Consider the following 17,607-nt stretch of genomic DNA (forward strand, 5'->3'; position numbering starts at 1 on the left):
GGCGGGGCCCGCGACCCGGGCGGGGCTCAGTGCGGAAGGCTCGCCGGGCTGCCGCCGTTCGCCTCGTAGCCCGCCACCGCCAGCGCCCGGTACACCGCGAACTCCGCCGCCGGGTCGGCGGACAGGGTCCAGGGCAGGGCACCCACGTGGCCGTCGATGTGTACCAGCTGGCTCATGGCCTCCGACCAGCGCTCGCCGCGGACCAGGAAGAACACCAGCATGTGCCGCACATGCGCCAGCATCGGGTCGTCGGGGCGGGCCGAGTGCACCGCGTGCAGCGCGCCGTGCACCGCCTTCGTGACGACCTCGCTCTGCCAGAAGTTCGCGACGAGGGTCACCTCGGGGAGGTGCTCGAACACCGCGAAGAGAGGCATCGCCGAGAGGAGGGAGCCCCGGGGCGCCCGGGCCGCCGCGGCCTCGGCGAACGAGTACGCCTCCGCGCGCGAGCCGTGCCACTTCTCGCACCAGTAGTGCAGCGCGGCCAGGTGCGCCCCCATGTGGGCCGGGGCGCGGTCCAGGATCTTCAGCCAGATCTGCTCGAAGTCCTTCTGGGAGTAGCCGAGACCGCGGGCCACCGACAGCTCGACGATGTACGGGATCGGGTCACCGGGGGCGAGCAGCGCCGCCTCGCCGCACGCCGTCCTCGCCTCCTCCATGATGATCTGGAACTCGTCCGTCCCCGGTGTCGCCGTCCGCCAGGCCTGCTGCACCAGGAACTCGGCGTGCACCGCCGCACCGCCCGCGTCCTTGGGCGCCTCGGCCCGCCACACGCGCAGCCACTGCCCGCCCGGCGTCTCGCCCACCCCGCCGGGCCGCCGCGAGAGCTCCAGCGAGGCAGCGCCCGCGAAGGCCTGCACGCGCTGCCAGCGCCGCTCGCCCTCCGACTCGGTGCCCGCCAGGAGCTGCTGCGCGGCGCGGTAGTCCTGCGTGCGCTGCACCACGTCCAGGACGTCCATCAGGTCCTGGTCGGGGCCGGGCATGCGGATGTCGAGCTCCTCCTCGAGGACGAAGCCGTAGTTCGCCGGGTCCGCCGCGTCCGGGTGGTCGGGCGAGACCAGCCCTATCGCACCGCGCCTGCGCCGCAGGAAGGGGAGCAGCACGAAGCCCAGCATGACCAGCGCGATCAGGACCCAGAGAATCTCCATGCGACAAGCGAACCAGACCGCGCCGACAATTGGCCAACCTGCTCCCGGAACCTGTGGAAAACCCCGCGCTGTCCCGTCCCCCGGCACTCTTCGCGTCGGCGCACTACCCTCGGTGCCCATGAGCGACAGGCACATCAGTCAGCACTTCGAGACGCTCGCGATCCACGCGGGCAATACCGCCGACCCCTTGACGGGCGCGGTCGTCCCGCCGATCTACCAGGTCTCGACCTACAAGCAGGACGGCGTCGGCGGGTTGCGCGGCGGCTACGAGTACAGCCGCAGCGCCAATCCCACCAGGACCGCGCTGGAGGAGAACCTCGCCGCCCTGGAGGGCGGCCGCCGCGGTCTCGCGTTCGCGTCCGGGCTGGCGGCCGAGGACTGCCTGCTGCGTACGCTGCTCAGCCCCGGTGACCACGTGGTCATCCCGAACGACGCGTACGGCGGCACGTTCCGCCTGTTCGCCAAGGTCGTCGCACGCTGGGGTGTGGAGTGGTCGGTCGCCGACACGAGCGATCCGGCCGCCGTGCGGGCCGCCGTCACCCCGAAGACCAAGGTCGTCTGGGTGGAGACCCCCTCCAACCCGCTCCTCGGCATCACCGACATCGCCGCCGTCGCCCAGGTCGCGCGGGACGCGGGCGCCCGCCTCGTCGTCGACAACACCTTCGCCACGCCCTACCTCCAGCAGCCCCTGGCGCTGGGCGCGGACATCGTCGTGCACTCGCTGACCAAGTACATGGGCGGCCACTCCGACGTCGTCGGCGGCGCCCTGATCACCGGCGACGCCGGCCTGGGCGAGGAACTGGCCTTCCACCAGAACGCGATGGGCGCGGTCGCCGGGCCCTTCGACTCCTGGCTGGTGCTGCGCGGCACCAAGACCCTCTCCGTGCGCATGGACCGGCACAGCGAGAACGCCGTCAAGGTCGCCGACATGCTCACCCGGCACGCGCGCGTGACGAGCGTGCTGTACCCGGGCCTGCCGGAGCACCCCGGTCACGAGGTCGCCGCCAAGCAGATGAAGGCGTTCGGCGGCATGGTCTCCTTCCGCGTCGAGGGCGGCGAGGAGGCGGCCGTCGAGGTCTGCAACCGCGCCAAGATCTTCACGCTGGGCGAGTCCCTGGGCGGCGTCGAGTCGCTGATCGAGCACCCCGGCCGCATGACGCACGCCTCCGTGGCCGGCTCGGCCCTCGAGGTCCCCGCCGACCTGGTGCGGCTGTCGGTGGGCATCGAGAACGCCGACGACCTGCTGGAGGACCTCCAGCAGGCGCTCGGCTAGGCCTGGGCCTGCGCAGGGTCACCAGCCGGTGAGGGGTGGAGTCGTGTCGGACGGCGGCTCCACCCACGGGCGGGCCGTCAGCGCCCACACCGCGAACGCCACGGCCGCCGCGCACAGCAGCAGCCACATCGCGCGGCGGGCGAGCGTCCTGCGTCGCAGCATGCGGCCGCCGCGGCGCACCGCCTCCGTGTGGATCTCGGGCGGCAGGGGCCGTGGCGCCTGCTCCAGGAGGCGGCGTACGGCCGCGTCGCGGTCGTTCCCGCTCATGCCGCCCTCCGCTCGCCGGCCGGGCTCATGACGGCACCGTCTTCGCGGCCGTCACCGCGGGCGCCGGGCCCCGCGGCCGGTGCAGCAGGGCCGACGTCGCCCGGTGGCAGACCGCCCGGACCCGCTCCGGGGACAGGCCGAGCAGGGCCGCCGTCTGCTCCTCGGCGACGCCTTCGTGGAGCCTGAGCACCAGGATCAGCCGTTCCTGCGGGGTCAGCGGGGCCAGAGGGCTCGCGGGGTGCGGCCGGGAGCGGCCGAGTGCGCCGTGGTGGTGCCACGCGCCGCGCGCGAAGCGGGTCGCCAGGTACGAGCGGGTGCGGTCGTACGGGTCCTCGCCGTGCAGCCGGTCCCAGCGCGCGTACGTGTGCGCCAGGGCCAGCGTCAGCAGGCGCCGCGCGCGGGGGTTGTCGTCGGGGGCCTCCGCGGTGAGCAGCGTGGCGGCATGCAGCAGCCGCCCGGCCGCGCCCGCGACGAACGCCTCGAACTCCCGGGCGCGACGGGTTGCCCGGGACGCATGCCGCTCCAGCACCGCGCCTCCCGCCTGACGGCGACCCTGAGGATGCGGGCCCCGGACGCGCGCGACGGGGGCCCGGTCTCATATCAGGCCGGCGACGGCCCCGAGGTCAAGAGCCGCGCACGGTTCGGGTGGCGCCACGCACGCGTGGGGCCGCGGTCGTCGTGCCGTACGGCGGCAGGGCCCGGCCGCCGGGCGGTCAGGATGCCGACTGTGCCTCCGGCCCCGGCACCCCCTGCGCCGCCATCCGGGAGGACAGCGCGGTGTTGAAGCGCGTGAGGAGGTCGCAGAACGCCTCGCGCTCCTCGGGCTCCCAGTCGTGGGTCAGCTCGGCCATCAACTGGCGCCGGGAGGAGCGCACTTCCTCCAGGCGGGCCTGCCCGCGCGGGGACAGTTGCAGCACCACCGCGCGCCCGTCCTCGGGGTGCGAGGTGCGCTTGACCAGGCCGGTGTCGACGAGCGGAGCCACCTGCCGGGTGACCGTCGACGAGTCGATCCCCATGCTCGCGGCGAGCGCCTTGACGCCCATCGGGCCTTCCTTGTCGAGGCGGTTGAGCAGCAGGTACGCGGCGCGGTCCATGGAGTTGCGCACCTGCCCGACTCCGCCGAGCCGGGTCTGTTCGGCACGGCGGGCGAACAGCGCCACCTCGTGCTGCAGCGTGTCGAGAAGACCGGTGTCACCGACGGTCGTCATGTCCATCGACATTTCAGGTGTTGTGGGCATCGCCGGGGGCTCACTTCGTGGAGGGCTGGCAGATTGGGGGACAGGGTACGCGGCCGGAAGGCAGGTCGTACCGGCGCTGTGCAAAGCGGGTCTCGGAGGTTGGTCACTACGGTCGTTCCCGCCTGTGAACTGCGATGCTGGAGTCATGAGCTACAGCACGGCTGACTCCTTTCGGCCCGTCACCCTCGACGATGTGCGCGGAGCGCAGAAGATGCTCGCGGGTGTGGCGCGGGTGAGCGCGATGGAGGGCAGCAGGCACCTGTCCCAGATGGTCGGTGCGCCGGTGCATCTCAAGTGCGAGAACCTCCAGCGGACGGGCTCGTTCAAGCTGCGTGGCGCCTACGTCCGGATCGCCGGTCTGCTGCCGGAGGAGCGCGCCGCCGGTGTCGTCGCCGCGAGCGCCGGCAACCACGCGCAGGGCGTCGCCCTCGCGTCCTCCCTGCTCGGCGTGCGCTCCACGGTGTTCATGCCGAAGGGCGCCCCGCTGCCGAAGGTCAGCGCCACCCGGGACTACGGGGCGGAGGTGCGGCTGCACGGCCAGGTGGTCGACGAGACGCTGGCCGCCGCTCAGGAGTACGCGGCCGAGACGGGCGCGGTGTTCATCCACCCCTTCGACCACCCCGACATCATCGCGGGCCAGGGCACGGTGGGCCTGGAGATCCTGGAGCAGTGCCCCGAGGCGCGCACGATCCTCGTCGGCATCGGCGGGGGCGGGCTGGCCGCCGGGATCGCGGTGGCGGTGAAGTCCCTGCGGCCGGAGGTGAGGGTCGTGGGTGTGCAGGCGGCGGGCGCGGCGGCCTACCCGCCCTCGCTGGCGGCGGGCCGGCCGGTGTCGGTCGAGAACCCGGCGACGATGGCCGACGGCATCAAGGTCGGGCGGCCGGGTGACGTGCCGTTCGGCATCATCGGCGAGCTGGTCGACGAGGTGCGCACGGTCAGCGAGGACGAGCTGTCCGCCGCGCTGCTGCTGTGCCTGGAGCGGGCCAAGCTGGTCGTGGAACCGGCCGGGGCGAGCCCGGTCGCGGCGCTGCTGAGCGAGCCCGGCGCCTTCGAGGGCCCGGTCGTCGCGGTGCTGTCCGGCGGCAACGTCGACCCGGTGCTGATGGAGCGGGTGCTGCGGCACGGCATGGCCGCGCAGGGCCGCTACCTGGCGGTCCGGCTGCGGCTGACGGACCGGCCCGGTGCTCTCGCCACTCTTCTGGGCGCGTTGTCAGTGGTCGACGCTAACGTCCTCGATGTGAGCCATGTGCGAACCGACCCACGGCTCGGGCTCACGGAGGCGGAGGTCGAGCTGCACCTGGAGACGAAGGGCCCGGCGCACTGCGCCGAGGTGGGGCAGGCGCTGCGCGAGGCGGGCTACACGGTCATCGGCTGACCCGGCTCCCGCGCCGTTCGAAGATCCTTTCGTCTCACGGAGCGCAACGCGGAGAAACTCATTGTGAGACGCGATACATCGCGTTATGGTGTGTCGGTGAGAAACCTCACCGGACGTCTGTCCGGTCATCCCCGAAGACGTGGAGACTCATATGCCAGGCGCCATCTACGCCGAAGGTCTGGTCAAGACCTTCGGTGACGTCAAGGCCTTGGACGGCGTCGACCTCGACGTGCCCGAGGGCACGGTCCTCGGCCTGCTCGGGCCGAACGGCGCGGGCAAGACCACCACCGTCCGCTGCCTGACCACCCTGCTGCGGCCCGACAGCGGCCGGGCGGTGGTCGCGGGAATCGACGTGCTCGAACAGCCCGACGCGGTCCGCCGCTCCATCGGCCTGTCCGGCCAGTTCGCGGCGGTCGACGAATACCTGACCGGCCGGGAGAACCTCCAGATGGTCGGCCGGCTCTACCAGATACGGGCGAAGGCGGCGAAGGAGCGCGCGGCCGAGCTGCTGGAGCAGTTCCACCTCACGGACGCCGCGGACCGCCCCACCAAGACCTACTCGGGCGGCATGCGCCGCCGCCTCGACCTCGCGGCGGCCCTGGTCGTCTCGCCGCCCGTGATGTTCATGGACGAGCCGACGACCGGCCTCGACCCCCGCAACCGCCAGCAGCTGTGGGAGGTCATCAAGCAACTGGTCTCCGGCGGTACGACGCTGCTGCTGACCACGCAGTACCTGGAGGAGGCCGACCACCTGGCCCACGACATCGCGGTGGTCGACCACGGCAAGGTCATCGCCCAGGGCACCTCCGACCAGCTCAAGGCCCGCACCGGCGGCGAGCGCGTCGAGGTCGTGGTGCACCAGCGCGAGCACATCCAGGCCGCCTCCGAGGTCCTCGCCGGCTTCGGCAAGGGCGAGACCACCGTCGAGGAGCACATGCGCAAGCTCACCGCCCCCGTGACCGGCGGCGCCAAGCTCCTCGCCGAGGTCATCCGCGAACTGGACACCCGGGGCATCGAGATCGACGACATCGGCCTGCGCCGGCCGACCCTCGACGACGTCTTCCTGTCCCTCACGGGACACGTGGCCGAGGCCAAGGACGTGGAGAACGACAAGGAGGCCGCCCAGTGAGCGCCGTCACCGACACCGTGCGGGTCGCACCGGCCACGAACCCGGTCAGCCAGTCGATCAGGGACTCGATGGTCGTCGCCCAGCGCAACCTGATCCGCATGTCCCGGATCCCGAATCCTGTTCGCTCGTATCGGCCAGGATCCATCTCGCTGCGCACCCAAGACCGGCGCACCGACACCTCGAAGGAGCAGGTGAAGTGAGCGCCATCAGCGATTCCGCGGTCATCGCCCGTAGGAATCTGATTCGCATGGGCCGGATTCCCGAAATGCTAGTTTTTGGGCTACTCCAACCCATCATGTTCGTGGTGCTGTTCACTTACGTTTTCGGCGGCTCGATCCAGGTCGGCACGTCCAGTTCCACCCAGGCCTACCGCGAGTTCCTGATGGCTGGCATCTTCGCCCAGACCGTCACGTTCGCTACGGCGGGTGCTGGTGCGGGCATCGCCGACGACATGCACAAGGGCCTCGTCGACCGCTTCCGCTCCCTGCCCATGGCGCGCGGCGCGGTCCTGACGGGGCGCACCCTAGCCGACCTGGTCCAAACAGGGCTGACCCTGCTCGTCCTCGCGGTCGTCGCCGTGCTGGTCGGCTGGCGTACGCACGAGAACTTCGGCAAGGTACTCGTCGGATTCGGCCTGCTTCTGCTGCTCGGATACGCGTTCTCGTGGATTGGCGCGCTCATCGGGCTGTCCGTGCGCACTCCTGAAGCGGCGACCTCGGGTGGCCTGATCTGGCTGTTCCCGCTGACGTTCATCTCGAACGCGTTCGTGGACGCGAACCAGATGCCGACCTTCCTGCGGCACATCGCGGAGTGGAACCCGTTCAGCGCCACTGTGCAGGCGTGCCGCGAACTGTTCGGCAACCTCCCCCCGGGCTTCCAGACGCCCGACGCCTGGCCCATGCAGCACCCCGTGTGGGCCTCGCTGATCTGGTCGGTCGTGATCATCCTGATCTTCCGTTCACTCGCGGTCCGTAAGTACCGCCGGGCGGCCGGTTGAACGCTCCGCCGAATCCTGTTCGCCAAAGTGGTCAGGCTTCAGCTGGCCTACGAGCCTCATTGACAAGGCGAAACAACCCACGTCGAAGCCCCCTCCAAGGAGATGGAGGGGGTTCCTTCTATGCCTCTGCGGCTCGTTACGGCTGGCTTCGCTGGGTACGGTCTTGGTCGTGTCCGGTGCATGCGGGGTTGGTCACCCTGGGCGTGTGCTGGTTGATCGCGCGCGACTAGGGGAGCTGGTACGGGCACGGCGGTTGACGCTGCTCGATCGGAAGAGGGGTTCACGTCGTCGGCGGCTGCGCGGGTAGCGGGGGCTGCGTGCCGGGCTGCTGGGCTCAACGACACAGGAGCTGAGCTGAATCTACGCCTCCACGCTTGGGCTCACACCCTGGGCTACCGGGGCCACGTCCTGACGAAGTCCCGTGCCTACTCGACCACGTACGCGGCGCTTCGCGCTGACCGGGCACACCACAAGGGCCACGTCGACGCGCCTAGCGCGTGTATCGAAAGTGGATCAAGTTGTAGCGGCGAGCTCGGCGAGGTGCCGGGCTGTGCCAACAGGGTCGATGATCTGATGGAGGTGTGCGCCAGGCAGGTGTGCCACGCGCCAGCCGCGTTCGCCCGCCTGGTCGGCGAGGTCGTCATACGGAGGGCCGAACAGCAAGTAGGAGCAAGGATGGTCATCCCAGCCGTCGGGGACCGGGATGTGCTGCTCGTAGTAGGACAGCGGCAGGGCGGGCTGCTCCTCGATGACTGTCTGCCGCATCGTCGGATCGGTGAACATGGGTGCGATGTCTGCCTCGTCCCACCAGTCGGTCCAGCGCGGCAGCCTGCCGTTCACCGCCATCGGGCGGAGGAACTCCAGCAAGTCGGGGGTGGCGACAGGGGTCGGTCCGGTCCGGGCTGGCAGCGCGGCATCGACGAAGATGGAGCTGACCACCGGATGGTCGAGGCCCGAGCGGATCGCCGGGAGAAACAGGCCCGCGTTGCTGTGTGCCACCAACGTGACGGGACTGTCGGCCGGGAGCTGCCGGAGGTCGTCGCGGACGGCATCGACGATGCGGGGCCAGAAGGGGGGAGCGCCGGCGCCTATGTGTAACAGGGAGGGGACCCGTACCTGGTATCCCGCCGTCGTCAGGTGTTCGGCTACAGCATGCCAGGTCGAGGGGCCTACGGACGGACTGTGCACGAGAACGAAGATCGGCTGCATGTGACGATCCTGTCGCCCATGCCATCGGAGGCGCGACAGTCTTGGCCGACAGCAGAACGCTTCGCTTCGAAGAAGCTCACGTGCCGCCAGAGCACGGCCGTTCACAACCATTCGTTGATGGCAGCTACGAGGACGGTGGCCTCGTAGCGGACCGCGAGCTTGTCGTACCTCGTGGCCACAGCCCGGTTCCTTTTGAGGTGATTGATGCCGCACTCGACCGCGTGCCGAGCCTTGTAGTCGTGCGGGTCGAACTTCGGCGGCCGGCCGCCGCGCGGACCGCGTTTCTTGCTAACACGGTCACCGATAGGCGCCGGCGCTACGTCGGATCCGGTCATACTCCTGGTGCTGCCCAACTTACCGCCGGAATTGCGGAAGATCTCACGCAAAACCGGGAGTTCGCTCGCGAGGCCGTGCAGGAACAGGGGCGGTGCGCATGAGCTGCCCGAAGAAGAAGCAACTTCAGTCTGGTGAAGTGGTCTCTCGCTGGCGTGCTGTTGAGTGGGGAGAAAACGAACAGCAGCGTCTTGCTGACATATTGTTTGGGCGCCTGTCCAACAGAGATGAGAGAAGCATGATTTCTTCTAGATCACCTGTCGAGTAGCGTTTAGGAACGCTAAGCTGAGGGGGCATCACATGGAGACCCCAGGGGGTGGCCGCCCCCTGGGGCCAGGCCGTCGCGGACCAGCCTGCCAGTCACGGAGGGGCTGACATGGGGAAGGGTACCGTCATGCGCGGGCGCCGGAGTGGACACGGTGTTATCCGCGTCGCAATCTATCTGCGCGTTTCCACGATGCAGCAGCTTGAAGGTTACGGCCTGAAGGTCCAGGAAGATCAGTGCCGGGCCTGGCTTGCCTACGCCATGCGTGGACAGAAATACGTCGTTGCTGATGTGTACATTGACGGTGGCGTTTCAGGAAAGCTCGCCAATCGTGACGACCTTGACCGTCTGACCGCCGACATCATGGGCGGCAAGGTTGACTTGGTCGTCTTCGGCAAGCTCGACCGCATCGGCCGCACGATGAAGAACATCCATCGTTGGGTCTACGACGTCACTGACCGCGGCGTCCGTGTCGCCACTGCTGACGGCCGTATCGACTCCGACGACGAGATGTTCGGCATCCAACTCTCCCTCCTCGCCTACATGGCCGAGGTTGAGCACGCCTTGATTCTCGAACGCACCATGGGCGGTCGGATGCAGAAGGCTGCCGCTGGGGGCTGGCCACTGGGTGAGCCGCCCTTCGGCATCATGCTCGACTCGGACGGAAACCCTGTGCTCAATCCCGATGAGGTCAGGCAGATCGAGGCGTACGCCGACTTCATGATTGATTCGCCTGAACCCGTGACGCAGGGGGACGGGGCCCGCCACCTCAACGCACTCGGTTACACCCAGCGCAACGGCAAGCCGTGGGTAGGAGGCAACCTCGGTCGGCGCATCGAGGCCAGCCTTCGCGGCTACGTCGAGTTCGTTTTCACGGGCGAGAACGAGGATGGCGACCCGATCACCACGACCTTCCGAATCGATGTCCCGAAGCCGCTGCCCGAGGAACGCATCGAGCAACTGCGCGTTGCCATCAATCGAGGCAAGCGTGTCAAGGGCGCGCACTCTCGGTACCTGCTGTCCAACCGCCTCATCAGCGTGTGCGGGGCGCACCGGACCGGCAGCAGCATCGCCAGCGGCCGTTACTACCGCTGCATGGGCGGTCGCGTCGAAGGCGGAGCATCTCAGAGCCATGAGGATTGCTGGGAGCTACCGGTTGCGGACGTCGACGCGGCTGTCTGGTCCGAGATTGAAGGCCTGCTGGAAGACAAGACGAAGCTTCACAGGCTGATCGCCGAGTGGCTGGGCAGCGTTCCCGAACGAGCTGCTTCCTACCGGCGTCGACTGGCCGAGCTGGACGAGCAGCTTGAGAAGAAGCGGTCGAGCCGTAAGCGCAAGATCGCATTGCTCCTGGCCTCCGCTGAGGACGACGAGGATGATGCTGCCCTGATCGAAGAGCTGAAGGCGGAGCTGAGGCAGCAGGAGGAGGAACTGTTTCAGGAGCGCAGCCGCGTCGCTATGCGGCGGTTTCTGTGCCGCCTTCGTATGTGCTGCCTCGGATGCTGGTGACCGGTGCGGTTGATCCGAAGTTCACCGCTGCCCAGGTGGCGGGGGAGCGCGACCACGATCGCAAGTGCAGCTCAGACGGAGAAGCGGGCGCTACCCCGAGTTGCAACCTGGCCGGTACGGGTGGACAAGCCTCCCGAGATGATCATCTACGGGCTGATCCAGCCGATCATGTTCGTGGTGCTGTTCACCTACGTCTTCGGTGGCTCCATGCAGATCGGCAACAGCACCAGCGCCGCCGACTACAAGAACTTCCTGATGGCGGGCATCTTCGCGCAGACCGTCACGTTCGCCACCGCCAGCTCCGGCGCCGGTATCGCCGACGACATGCACAAGGGCCTCATCGACCGCTTCCGCTCCCTGCCCATGGCACGCGGCGCGGTGCTCAGCGGGCGCACCCTCGCCGACTCCGTGCAGACGGCCCTGACCCTGGTGGTCCTCGCCGTGGTCGCCCTCCTGGTCGGCTGGCGCGTCGGGTCGGACGGCAGCACCAACGCCGCCAAGGTCCTCGCCGCCTTCGGCCTGCTGCTCCTGCTCGGCTACGCGTTCACCTGGATCGGCGCCCTGATCGGCATGTCCGTCCGGACCCCCGAGGCGGCCACCTCCAGCGGCCTGATCTGGCTCTTCCCGGTCACGTTCATCTCGAACGCCTTCGTGGACACCAGCCACATGACCCCGTGGCTGCGCCACATCGCCGAGTGGAACCCCTTCAGCGCCACGGTCCAGGCCTGCCGGGTGCTGTTCGCCAACCCGGGCCAGTCCCAGTCGGACGCCTGGCCCATGCAGCACCCCGTGTGGGCCTCGCTGATCTGCTCGATCCTGATCCTGGTGGTCTTCCGGACCCTGGCGGTGCGCAAGTACCGCTCGGCGACGGCATGACAATGCCCCCGGAGCCGCGGCGGCTCCGGGGGCACATCAGGGCTCGAGTGGCCGGTCAGCCCTCGTACGGCTCGGCCTTGAGGATCTTCACCGCGGCCTTCTTGCCGTTCGGCAGTTCGTACTCGGCGTCCTCGCCGACCTTGTGGCCCATCACGCCGGTGCCCAGCGGGGACTGCGGCGAGTACGTCTCGATGTCGGAGCTCGCGTACTCGCGGGAGGCGAGCAGGAACGTCAGCGTGTCGTCCTCGTCGCCGTCGAACGCGATCGTGACGACCATGCCGGGCGCCACCGCGCCGTCCGCCGCAGGCGCCTCTCCGACCTTGGCGCTTTCGAGGAGCTGGGTGAGCTGGCGCACGCGGAGCTCCTGCTTGCCCTGCTCCTCCTTGGCCGCGTGGTACCCGCCGTTCTCGCGCAGGTCGCCCTCCTCGCGCGCCGCGGCGATCTTCGCCGAGATCTCCGCACGCGCGGGACCAGTAAGGTACTCAAGCTCAGCCTTGAGCTTGTTGTACGCCTCCTGGGTCAGCCAGGTGACGTTCTCGCTGGTCTGGGTCACAGGTGCTCCTCGTAGGTACTGGGAATACAAAGCATCGCCCTACCCAGAAGAATGTTCCTTCACGGAAGGGCGAAACCACGAGCCTAACAATTCAGGGGCCCAAGGGGGAGGACATAAGCCGCCAGATTCACGTCAATGCAGGTCAGCCGCTACGTATTCCAGGTGACACAGGTTGCGGTCAGCCTGCGTGGCAGCCCAGCAGCTCGGCCGTCGTCCCCGGGGAGGTCGTGCGGAGCGTGACGACCTTGTCGATGCGGGTCCCGTCCCCGTCGAAGCGGAAGTCGGCCCGGCCCACCTCGGCCCCGTTCTCGGCCTGCGAGCGCACGGTGCAGTAGCCGTCGGTGCCGGCGTCCTTGCGGACCTCCAGATGCACCTGCACGGACTCCTTGCCCGGCTCGAAGCTGATCACCTCGGCGCTGATCTCGTTCTGGGCGACGTAGTGATAGCCGAACCAGCCGACGAGCCCCAGCAGCGCCACCGCGAGGACGGCGCCCACGACCTTGAGCGTGCGGTCGGCGCGCTCGTCCGAGGAACGGCCGTAACGGCCCTCGGGCAGTCGCGTGCTCACCGTACTCATGATCGTCCTCCTGGCAGGGCCGGGACGGAGGTCCCGGAAGGGGCTCCAGGACCGGGCCCCGGAATTATTCGCCCCCCGGTTCGGTCACTATAGAAGCCGCTGACTGCGCCGACGCACACAGGGCGCCGACTTACTGAGGATTGAGTCTTGACTGACCAGTTGCGACTGATGGCCGTTCACGCACACCCCGACGACGAGTCGAGCAAGGGCGCGGCGACCATGGCGAAGTACGTGTCCGAGGGGGTGGACGTGCTGGTCGTGACCTGCACGGGCGGGGAGCGCGGCTCCATCCTCAATCCGAAACTGCAGGGCGACGCGTACATCGAGGAGCACATCCACGAGGTACGCAAGAAGGAGATGGACGAGGCCCGCGAGATCCTCGGGGTCAAGCAGGAGTGGCTCGGCTTCGTCGACTCCGGACTGCCCGAGGGCGACCCGCTGCCGCCGCTGCCGGAGGGCTGCTTCGCCCTGGAGGACGTGGACCACGCGGCCGGTGAGCTGGTGCGCAGGATCCGCGCCTTCCGCCCCCAGGTGATCACCACCTACGACGAGAACGGCGGCTACCCGCACCCCGACCACATCATGACCCACAAGATCTCCATGGTGGCGTTCGAGGGGGCGGCGGACACCGAGAAGTACTCGGAGGCGGAGTACGGCCCCGCCTACCAGCCGCGGAAGCTCTACTACAACCAGGGCTTCAACCGCCCGCGCACCGAGGCCCTGCACCAGGCGATGCTCGACCGCGGCATGGAGTCCCCCTACGGGGACTGGCTCAAGCGCTGGGAAGAGTTCGGCATGAAGCAGCGCACACTCACCACGCACATCCCCTGCGCCGAGTTCTACGAGATCCGCGACAAGGCCCTGATCGCCCACGCCACGCAGATCGACCCGGACGGGGGCTGGTTCAAGGTGCCCATGGAGATCCAGAAGGAGGTCTGGCCGACGGAGGAGTACGAGCTGGCGAAGGCCCTCGTCGATACCTCCCTCCCCGAGGACGACCTCTTTGCGGGCATCCGCGACAATGCCTGACATGAGCGCAAGCGCAAGCCTGGCAATGACGCACCTCGTCTCCTTCGCCAAGGAGGTCGACGAGGACAAGGTCACCCCCGGCGTCCTCGGCTTCATCGTCTTCGCGGCGATGGCCCTGGCGGTGTGGGCCCTGATGAAGTCCATGAACCGGCACATGAACCGGGTCGACTTCACCCAGGTCCCGGACCCGGAGGCCGCACAGCCGGAGCAGTCCCCGGCGGAACCGTCCCAGCCGGAATCCGCGCAAGCGGAGCCCTCCGGCCAGGGAGGCAAGAAGCAGGGCTGACGCCCCGAGCCCCAGGGGACGCCACCCGTCGGTGGCCCGGCACCGAGCGCCGCCAACGGGTGCGTCGCGCGCGCCGAGCAGTGCCGCCGACGGGTAGCTCACCCCTGGAGGAGCGCCGCCCGGAGTGTGGTGTCCGGAGTGTGGTGTCCGGAGCGAGGAGCATCCCGACGGCACCCGGCGTGCCCTCCAGGAGCGTCGCCGACGGGCTCCCGCGCGCCCCGGGCCTACGCCTTCGACTCCACGGCCACGCCCATCACCTCGCGCGCATGCCGGTTCGGCACCATGCCCAGCCGCCAGGCCTGCCAGCCCGCCTCCAGGGTCACGCCCCGCTCCAGCAGCAGCCGGTACGCGTCGAGGTAGTCGTCCAGCTTCCGGTCGCGCAGCCCATGGCCCGCCCGGGACAACTGCGCCAGCTCCTCCTGCGCCACCGCCGCACCCACCTCCATGCCGCCCGGGGCCGCATAGGGCAGGAGCGTGCAGCGCAGGAAGCGGGCCCAGTCCTCGCCCCGGCGGTCGCCGTAGGACGCGAAGAGCTCCACCGCCTCGTCGCACAGCGCCAGAGCCTGCTGGGTGCGGGCGTTGCCCGCGTCCACGACCGCCAGTTCCAGGCACGTCCAGGCCTCGCCGTGGGCGACACCGATCCGCTGGAAGTCGGCCCGGGCATCGACCAGCAATTGCCGCGCGAAGCCTGAATTCCGCAAGGAACCCGTCTGCGCCGCCCGCTGGTCGCGGGTGACGCGGGCCGAGTGGTGGCGGGCGCACGCCAGACCGTAGACGTCCCGCATGCGGGAGAACATCGTGCGGGCGCGTTCCAGCTCGCGGACCGCCTGATCGAGACTGCCCGTCTCCTCCAGGGCCTGGCCCAGGTAGTACAGGGTCCAGGCCTCGCCGCGCGCGTCCTCGTTGTCCCGGTGCCGCGCGGCCGCCCCGCGCAGCTCCTCCACGGCCGGCGACGCGTCACCCGCCACCAGCAGGGCCCGGGCCAGCTGCGTCAGGGCCCAGGCCTCACCACGGGCGTCACGAGTCCGCCCGTACAGCTCCAGGGCCGCCCGCAGCTCGCCCTCGGCTCGCGGGACGTCGCCCATGCGCAGCCCCAGCTGACCGAGCTGGAAGTGCGCCCACGCCTGACCGTGCACGGACTCGCCCGCACGATGCAGCACCAGGGACTCGGTCAGCAGGTCCAGCGCCTCCGCCACCCTGGCCCGGTCCCGCTCCACCGCCGCCAGGGCGTGCATCGTCCACGCCCGGTCCGTGGCCAGCTCGGGGGAGGACTGCAGGGCGAGGGCCTCGCGGAGCTTCGCCGACGCCTCCGTCAGATTGCCCTGATGGTGCAGGGTGATGCCGAGGGAGCACAGCGCGCGGGCGGCACCCGCGTCATGATGTGCCTCCCGGTAGAGGTCCACGACCGACGCGAGGGTCGTACGGGCCTTGTCCAGCTCGCCCAGCTGCCGCGCCGCGATACCCGTGCGCCACTGCACCGAGCGGACCAGCAGGCCCTCGTCCACCGCCTGCGCCAGCTCGCTGATCTCGCCCAGGCGGTACAGGTCACCCCGCAGCAGGCAGTAGTCGCACAGCGCACCCAGCAGGTTCAGCACCGCCGCCCGGTCCACACCCTCGGCATGCCGCAGCGCCGCCGTGATGAAGCTCGACTCGTCGTCCAGCCAGCGCAGCGCCTCGTCGAGGGAGGGGAAGCCGTACGGGCTGAAGCGATTGGTGCGGGTCGACATGTTGCCGTCGACCATCCGCAGCACCGAGTCGGCCAGCTCGGCGTAGTTCACGATCAGCCGCTCCTGCGCCGCCGTGCGCTCGGCCGGCTCCTCCTCGTCGAGAAGACGGGCCTGCGCGAAGGAACGGACCAGATCGTGCAGCCGGTAGCGGTCGCCCCGGACGTGGTCGATCAGGCCGGCGCGGGTCAGGACCCGCAGATGCCGCTTCGCCTCCGCCTCGTCCGTGGCCAGCAGCGCGGCGGCCGCGGCGGCACCCAGCGAGGCCCGGCCGGCCAGGGCCAGCCGGCGCAGCAACCGCCGTACGGTCTCCGACTGGTCCGTGTAGCGCAGCCACAGGGCACGTTCGACCGGCTCGACCGGCCCGTACGCGTCGAGGTCCGTGGCCAGCGCACGCGGGGAGCGCGGGCCGAGGCACGAGCCCGCGATGCGCAGTGCCAGCGGCAGCCCGCCGCACAGCTCCCGCACCCGGTCCGCGGACTCCGCGTCGTACGGCCCGGACCGGTCCTGCGCCGCCGCCCCCAGCAACTCCTCCGCACCGGCGGCGTCCAGCGGCGCCACCGCCAGCTGGTGCACCCGCGCGGGCAGGCCCTCCAGCTCCAGCGGGCCCCGCGCCGTCACCAGCACCAGGCTGTCGGACCGCTCCGGGACCAGGGAGCGGATCTGCTCCGCGTCCGAGGCGTCGTCGAGGACGACCGTGACCGGCAGGCCCGTCAGATGCTGGTGATACAGCTCGCTCAGCCGTTTCACCTGCTGGTCGGGGGAGGAACGCTCGCGGAACAGCAACTGCTCGCGAGGCGCGCCGAGCCGGTTCAGCAGATGCAGCAGGGCGTCGCGCGTGGACAGCGGGGACTCGCCCGGCCCCTCGGCGCGCAGGTCGACGACACAGGCGCCGCGGAAGTAGTCCTTCAGATCGTGCGTGGCGTGCACCGCGAGCGTCGTACGGCCGCTGCCGGGCGTGCCGTGCAGGACGACCACGGTCGGCTGGGTCTCCGTGCTCGCCCGGGCCGACTGCACCCACTGCCGGATCTGCGCCAGCTCGTGCCGCCGTCCCGCGAACGGCTCCGCCGGCTCCGGCAGCTGTCTGAAGGACTGCTCCAGCACGTTGCGCCCGCGCGCCGCCGCGCTCTTGTCCGCGCCCCGCAGCCGCGGCCCCGTCTTCTTCGGCCCGGTCGAGGCCGCGAGCACCCGCTGCTGATCCAGGAACGGCCGGATGCCCCGCACCTCCAGCGCCGTCAGCCACTGGAGCCGCAGTTGCTCGGGCCCGCCCGGCTGGCTCACGGCACCGGCGCGACGACTCGCGGCCGGCAGATGCGACCCGACCACCTTCACCACCGTCGCCGTCGCACCCACGACACCCACCGTCACACCCGCCCCGAGAGCCGTCCCGGTCCCCGTGCCGAGCGCCATGTCGGCGACGACGGCCGCGACCGCCGCCACCCCGGCCACCAGCAGCGGCGTCCCGGCGCCCTCCCGGGCATAACGCTGCCCGAAGGTCAGCTGCCCGGCCGCCGCCTCGTCCAGAGCGCGCGTGTAGGCCTCGTACTCCTCGGACGCGCTCCGCGCCATCGCGTCGAGCGCCCCGCGCGCCCGAGCGAGCAGTACCTTCCCGTCGGTGCGCCCGCCGGAGCGGCGCACCTCCTCCTCAACGGCCCGCGCCAACAGCCGCTCGGCCTCCGCCCGATGACTGTCCCGCATGTCATGTCCCCCTCCGGCGGCAACTCCTGTGCCTACGAGTGTCCTTGGTGGGACGCGTCAGCGCGAGGGGGGCAACGATCAACGGACCCGGTCCGGTGACCTGCGAGCTGCCCGCTCGCCCGAG

Annotated in this window: 17 protein-coding genes and 1 pseudogene; 10 read left to right on the forward strand and 8 right to left on the reverse strand. The window is 70.0% G+C overall.

Going from position 1 to position 17,607, the window contains the following annotated elements; genetic code table 11:
• Window positions 1-26: 26 nt before the first annotated feature.
• Window positions 27-1,145, reverse strand: coding sequence for a hypothetical protein (locus G3I77_RS21105; protein WP_248506016.1), 1,119 nt, complete (start codon window positions 1,143-1,145; stop codon window positions 27-29).
• A 118-nt stretch (window positions 1,146-1,263) separates the two neighbouring features.
• Between G3I77_RS21105 and G3I77_RS21110 the strand changes: the two genes are divergently transcribed.
• On the forward strand, window positions 1,264-2,418 hold the full coding sequence (locus G3I77_RS21110) for a cystathionine gamma-synthase (protein WP_248506018.1): 1,155 nt from the start codon (window positions 1,264-1,266) through the stop codon (window positions 2,416-2,418).
• Between the two features lie 18 nt (window positions 2,419-2,436).
• On the opposite strand, the gene G3I77_RS21115 is transcribed toward G3I77_RS21110, so the two are convergent.
• The 3 genes from G3I77_RS21115 to G3I77_RS21125 form a co-directional block, all read right to left on the reverse strand.
• A complete protein-coding gene (locus G3I77_RS21115) occupies window positions 2,437-2,685 on the reverse strand; it encodes a hypothetical protein (protein ID WP_248506021.1) in 249 nt (82 codons plus the stop codon).
• 25 nt (window positions 2,686-2,710) lie between these two features.
• Window positions 2,711-3,214: a sigma factor-like helix-turn-helix DNA-binding protein gene (locus G3I77_RS21120; RefSeq protein ID WP_248506023.1), complete on the reverse strand. Its 504-nt coding sequence runs from the start codon at window positions 3,212-3,214 to the stop codon at window positions 2,711-2,713.
• A 184-nt stretch (window positions 3,215-3,398) separates the two neighbouring features.
• Window positions 3,399-3,905, reverse strand: a complete 507-nt coding sequence (locus tag G3I77_RS21125) for a MarR family winged helix-turn-helix transcriptional regulator (protein ID WP_248506133.1) — start codon at window positions 3,903-3,905, stop codon at window positions 3,399-3,401.
• Between the two features lie 163 nt (window positions 3,906-4,068).
• On the opposite strand from G3I77_RS21125, the gene ilvA reads away from it, so the two are divergent.
• From ilvA to G3I77_RS21150, 5 genes and pseudogenes are all read left to right on the forward strand, one after another.
• Window positions 4,069-5,298 (forward strand): threonine ammonia-lyase, encoded by a 1,230-nt coding sequence (ilvA, locus tag G3I77_RS21130; protein ID WP_248506024.1) that lies wholly within the window; start codon window positions 4,069-4,071, stop codon window positions 5,296-5,298.
• Between the two features lie 151 nt (window positions 5,299-5,449).
• On the forward strand, window positions 5,450-6,427 hold the full coding sequence (locus tag G3I77_RS21135; RefSeq protein WP_248506025.1) for an ATP-binding cassette domain-containing protein: 978 nt from the start codon (window positions 5,450-5,452) through the stop codon (window positions 6,425-6,427).
• The gene (locus G3I77_RS21140) at window positions 6,424-6,627 is read left to right on the forward strand and encodes an integral membrane transport protein (RefSeq protein ID WP_248506026.1); all 204 of its coding nucleotides are present in this window, start codon (window positions 6,424-6,426) and stop codon (window positions 6,625-6,627) included. The genes G3I77_RS21135 and G3I77_RS21140 overlap by 4 nt, the downstream gene beginning before the upstream one ends.
• Window positions 6,624-7,424, forward strand: a complete 801-nt coding sequence (locus G3I77_RS21145) for an ABC transporter permease (RefSeq protein WP_308311408.1) — start codon at window positions 6,624-6,626, stop codon at window positions 7,422-7,424. The genes G3I77_RS21140 and G3I77_RS21145 overlap by 4 nt, the downstream gene beginning before the upstream one ends.
• A 309-nt stretch (window positions 7,425-7,733) precedes the next feature.
• Window positions 7,734-7,898, forward strand: a pseudogene (locus G3I77_RS21150) (replication initiator); the annotation flags it as partial.
• 39 nt (window positions 7,899-7,937) lie between these two features.
• Here the strand turns inward: G3I77_RS21150 and G3I77_RS21155 are convergent.
• Window positions 7,938-8,633 (reverse strand): alpha/beta hydrolase, encoded by a 696-nt coding sequence (locus G3I77_RS21155; RefSeq protein ID WP_248506027.1) that lies wholly within the window; start codon window positions 8,631-8,633, stop codon window positions 7,938-7,940.
• 709 nt (window positions 8,634-9,342) lie between these two features.
• Between G3I77_RS21155 and G3I77_RS21160 the strand changes: the two genes are divergently transcribed.
• Both G3I77_RS21160 and G3I77_RS21165 read left to right on the forward strand, forming a co-directional pair.
• Window positions 9,343-10,740: a recombinase family protein gene (locus tag G3I77_RS21160; RefSeq protein ID WP_248506028.1), complete on the forward strand. Its 1,398-nt coding sequence runs from the start codon at window positions 9,343-9,345 to the stop codon at window positions 10,738-10,740.
• 138 nt (window positions 10,741-10,878) lie between these two features.
• Window positions 10,879-11,616, forward strand: coding sequence for an ABC transporter permease (locus G3I77_RS21165; protein WP_248506137.1), 738 nt, complete (start codon window positions 10,879-10,881; stop codon window positions 11,614-11,616).
• Between the two features lie 55 nt (window positions 11,617-11,671).
• Here G3I77_RS21165 and greA read toward each other — a convergent pair whose 3' ends face one another.
• Together greA and G3I77_RS21175 are read right to left on the reverse strand one after the other, a co-directional pair.
• Window positions 11,672-12,169: a transcription elongation factor GreA gene (gene greA, locus G3I77_RS21170; RefSeq protein WP_248506029.1), complete on the reverse strand. Its 498-nt coding sequence runs from the start codon at window positions 12,167-12,169 to the stop codon at window positions 11,672-11,674.
• A 178-nt stretch (window positions 12,170-12,347) separates the two neighbouring features.
• Window positions 12,348-12,746, reverse strand: coding sequence for a DUF4307 domain-containing protein (locus G3I77_RS21175; RefSeq protein WP_248506030.1), 399 nt, complete (start codon window positions 12,744-12,746; stop codon window positions 12,348-12,350).
• A 147-nt stretch (window positions 12,747-12,893) separates the two neighbouring features.
• On the opposite strand from G3I77_RS21175, the gene mca reads away from it, so the two are divergent.
• Together mca and G3I77_RS21185 are read left to right on the forward strand one after the other, a co-directional pair.
• Window positions 12,894-13,775 carry a mycothiol conjugate amidase Mca gene (gene mca / locus G3I77_RS21180; protein ID WP_248506031.1) on the forward strand — a complete coding sequence of 294 codons (882 nt, stop codon included), beginning with the start codon at window positions 12,894-12,896 and terminating at the stop codon, window positions 13,773-13,775.
• Complete coding sequence (locus tag G3I77_RS21185) at window positions 13,768-14,061, forward strand: hypothetical protein (protein ID WP_248506032.1); 294 nt, start codon at window positions 13,768-13,770, stop codon at window positions 14,059-14,061. The genes mca and G3I77_RS21185 overlap by 8 nt, the downstream gene beginning before the upstream one ends.
• A 224-nt stretch (window positions 14,062-14,285) precedes the next feature.
• Here the strand turns inward: G3I77_RS21185 and G3I77_RS21190 are convergent, their stop codons facing one another.
• Window positions 14,286-17,483 (reverse strand): tetratricopeptide repeat protein, encoded by a 3,198-nt coding sequence (locus G3I77_RS21190; protein ID WP_248506033.1) that lies wholly within the window; start codon window positions 17,481-17,483, stop codon window positions 14,286-14,288.
• Between the last annotated feature and the right edge of the window lie 124 nt (window positions 17,484-17,607).

This window comes from Streptomyces sp. D2-8, assembly GCF_023184515.1.
In the GTDB taxonomy this organism is placed as follows: Bacteria; Actinomycetota; Actinomycetes; order Streptomycetales; family Streptomycetaceae; genus Streptomyces.

What these genes read in the sequence shown, in the direction of transcription:
- G3I77_RS21105 (WP_248506016.1), bottom strand. Translation starts at nt 1,145, where the DNA reads ATGGAGATTCTCTGGGTCCTGATCGCGCTGGTCATGCTGGGCTTCGTG.
- G3I77_RS21110 (WP_248506018.1), top strand. Translation starts at nt 1,264, where the DNA reads ATGAGCGACAGGCACATCAGTCAGCACTTCGAGACGCTCGCGATCCAC.
- G3I77_RS21115 (WP_248506021.1), bottom strand. Translation starts at nt 2,685, where the DNA reads ATGAGCGGGAACGACCGCGACGCGGCCGTACGCCGCCTCCTGGAGCAG.
- G3I77_RS21125 (WP_248506133.1), bottom strand. Translation starts at nt 3,905, where the DNA reads ATGTCGATGGACATGACGACCGTCGGTGACACCGGTCTTCTCGACACG.
- ilvA (WP_248506024.1), top strand. Translation starts at nt 4,069, where the DNA reads ATGAGCTACAGCACGGCTGACTCCTTTCGGCCCGTCACCCTCGACGAT.
- G3I77_RS21135 (WP_248506025.1), top strand. Translation starts at nt 5,450, where the DNA reads ATGCCAGGCGCCATCTACGCCGAAGGTCTGGTCAAGACCTTCGGTGAC.
- G3I77_RS21155 (WP_248506027.1), bottom strand. Translation starts at nt 8,633, where the DNA reads ATGCAGCCGATCTTCGTTCTCGTGCACAGTCCGTCCGTAGGCCCCTCG.
- G3I77_RS21160 (WP_248506028.1), top strand. Translation starts at nt 9,343, where the DNA reads ATGGGGAAGGGTACCGTCATGCGCGGGCGCCGGAGTGGACACGGTGTT.
- G3I77_RS21165 (WP_248506137.1), top strand. Translation starts at nt 10,879, where the DNA reads ATGATCATCTACGGGCTGATCCAGCCGATCATGTTCGTGGTGCTGTTC.
- G3I77_RS21175 (WP_248506030.1), bottom strand. Translation starts at nt 12,746, where the DNA reads ATGAGTACGGTGAGCACGCGACTGCCCGAGGGCCGTTACGGCCGTTCC.
- G3I77_RS21185 (WP_248506032.1), top strand. Translation starts at nt 13,768, where the DNA reads ATGCCTGACATGAGCGCAAGCGCAAGCCTGGCAATGACGCACCTCGTC.
- G3I77_RS21190 (WP_248506033.1), bottom strand. Translation starts at nt 17,483, where the DNA reads ATGCGGGACAGTCATCGGGCGGAGGCCGAGCGGCTGTTGGCGCGGGCC.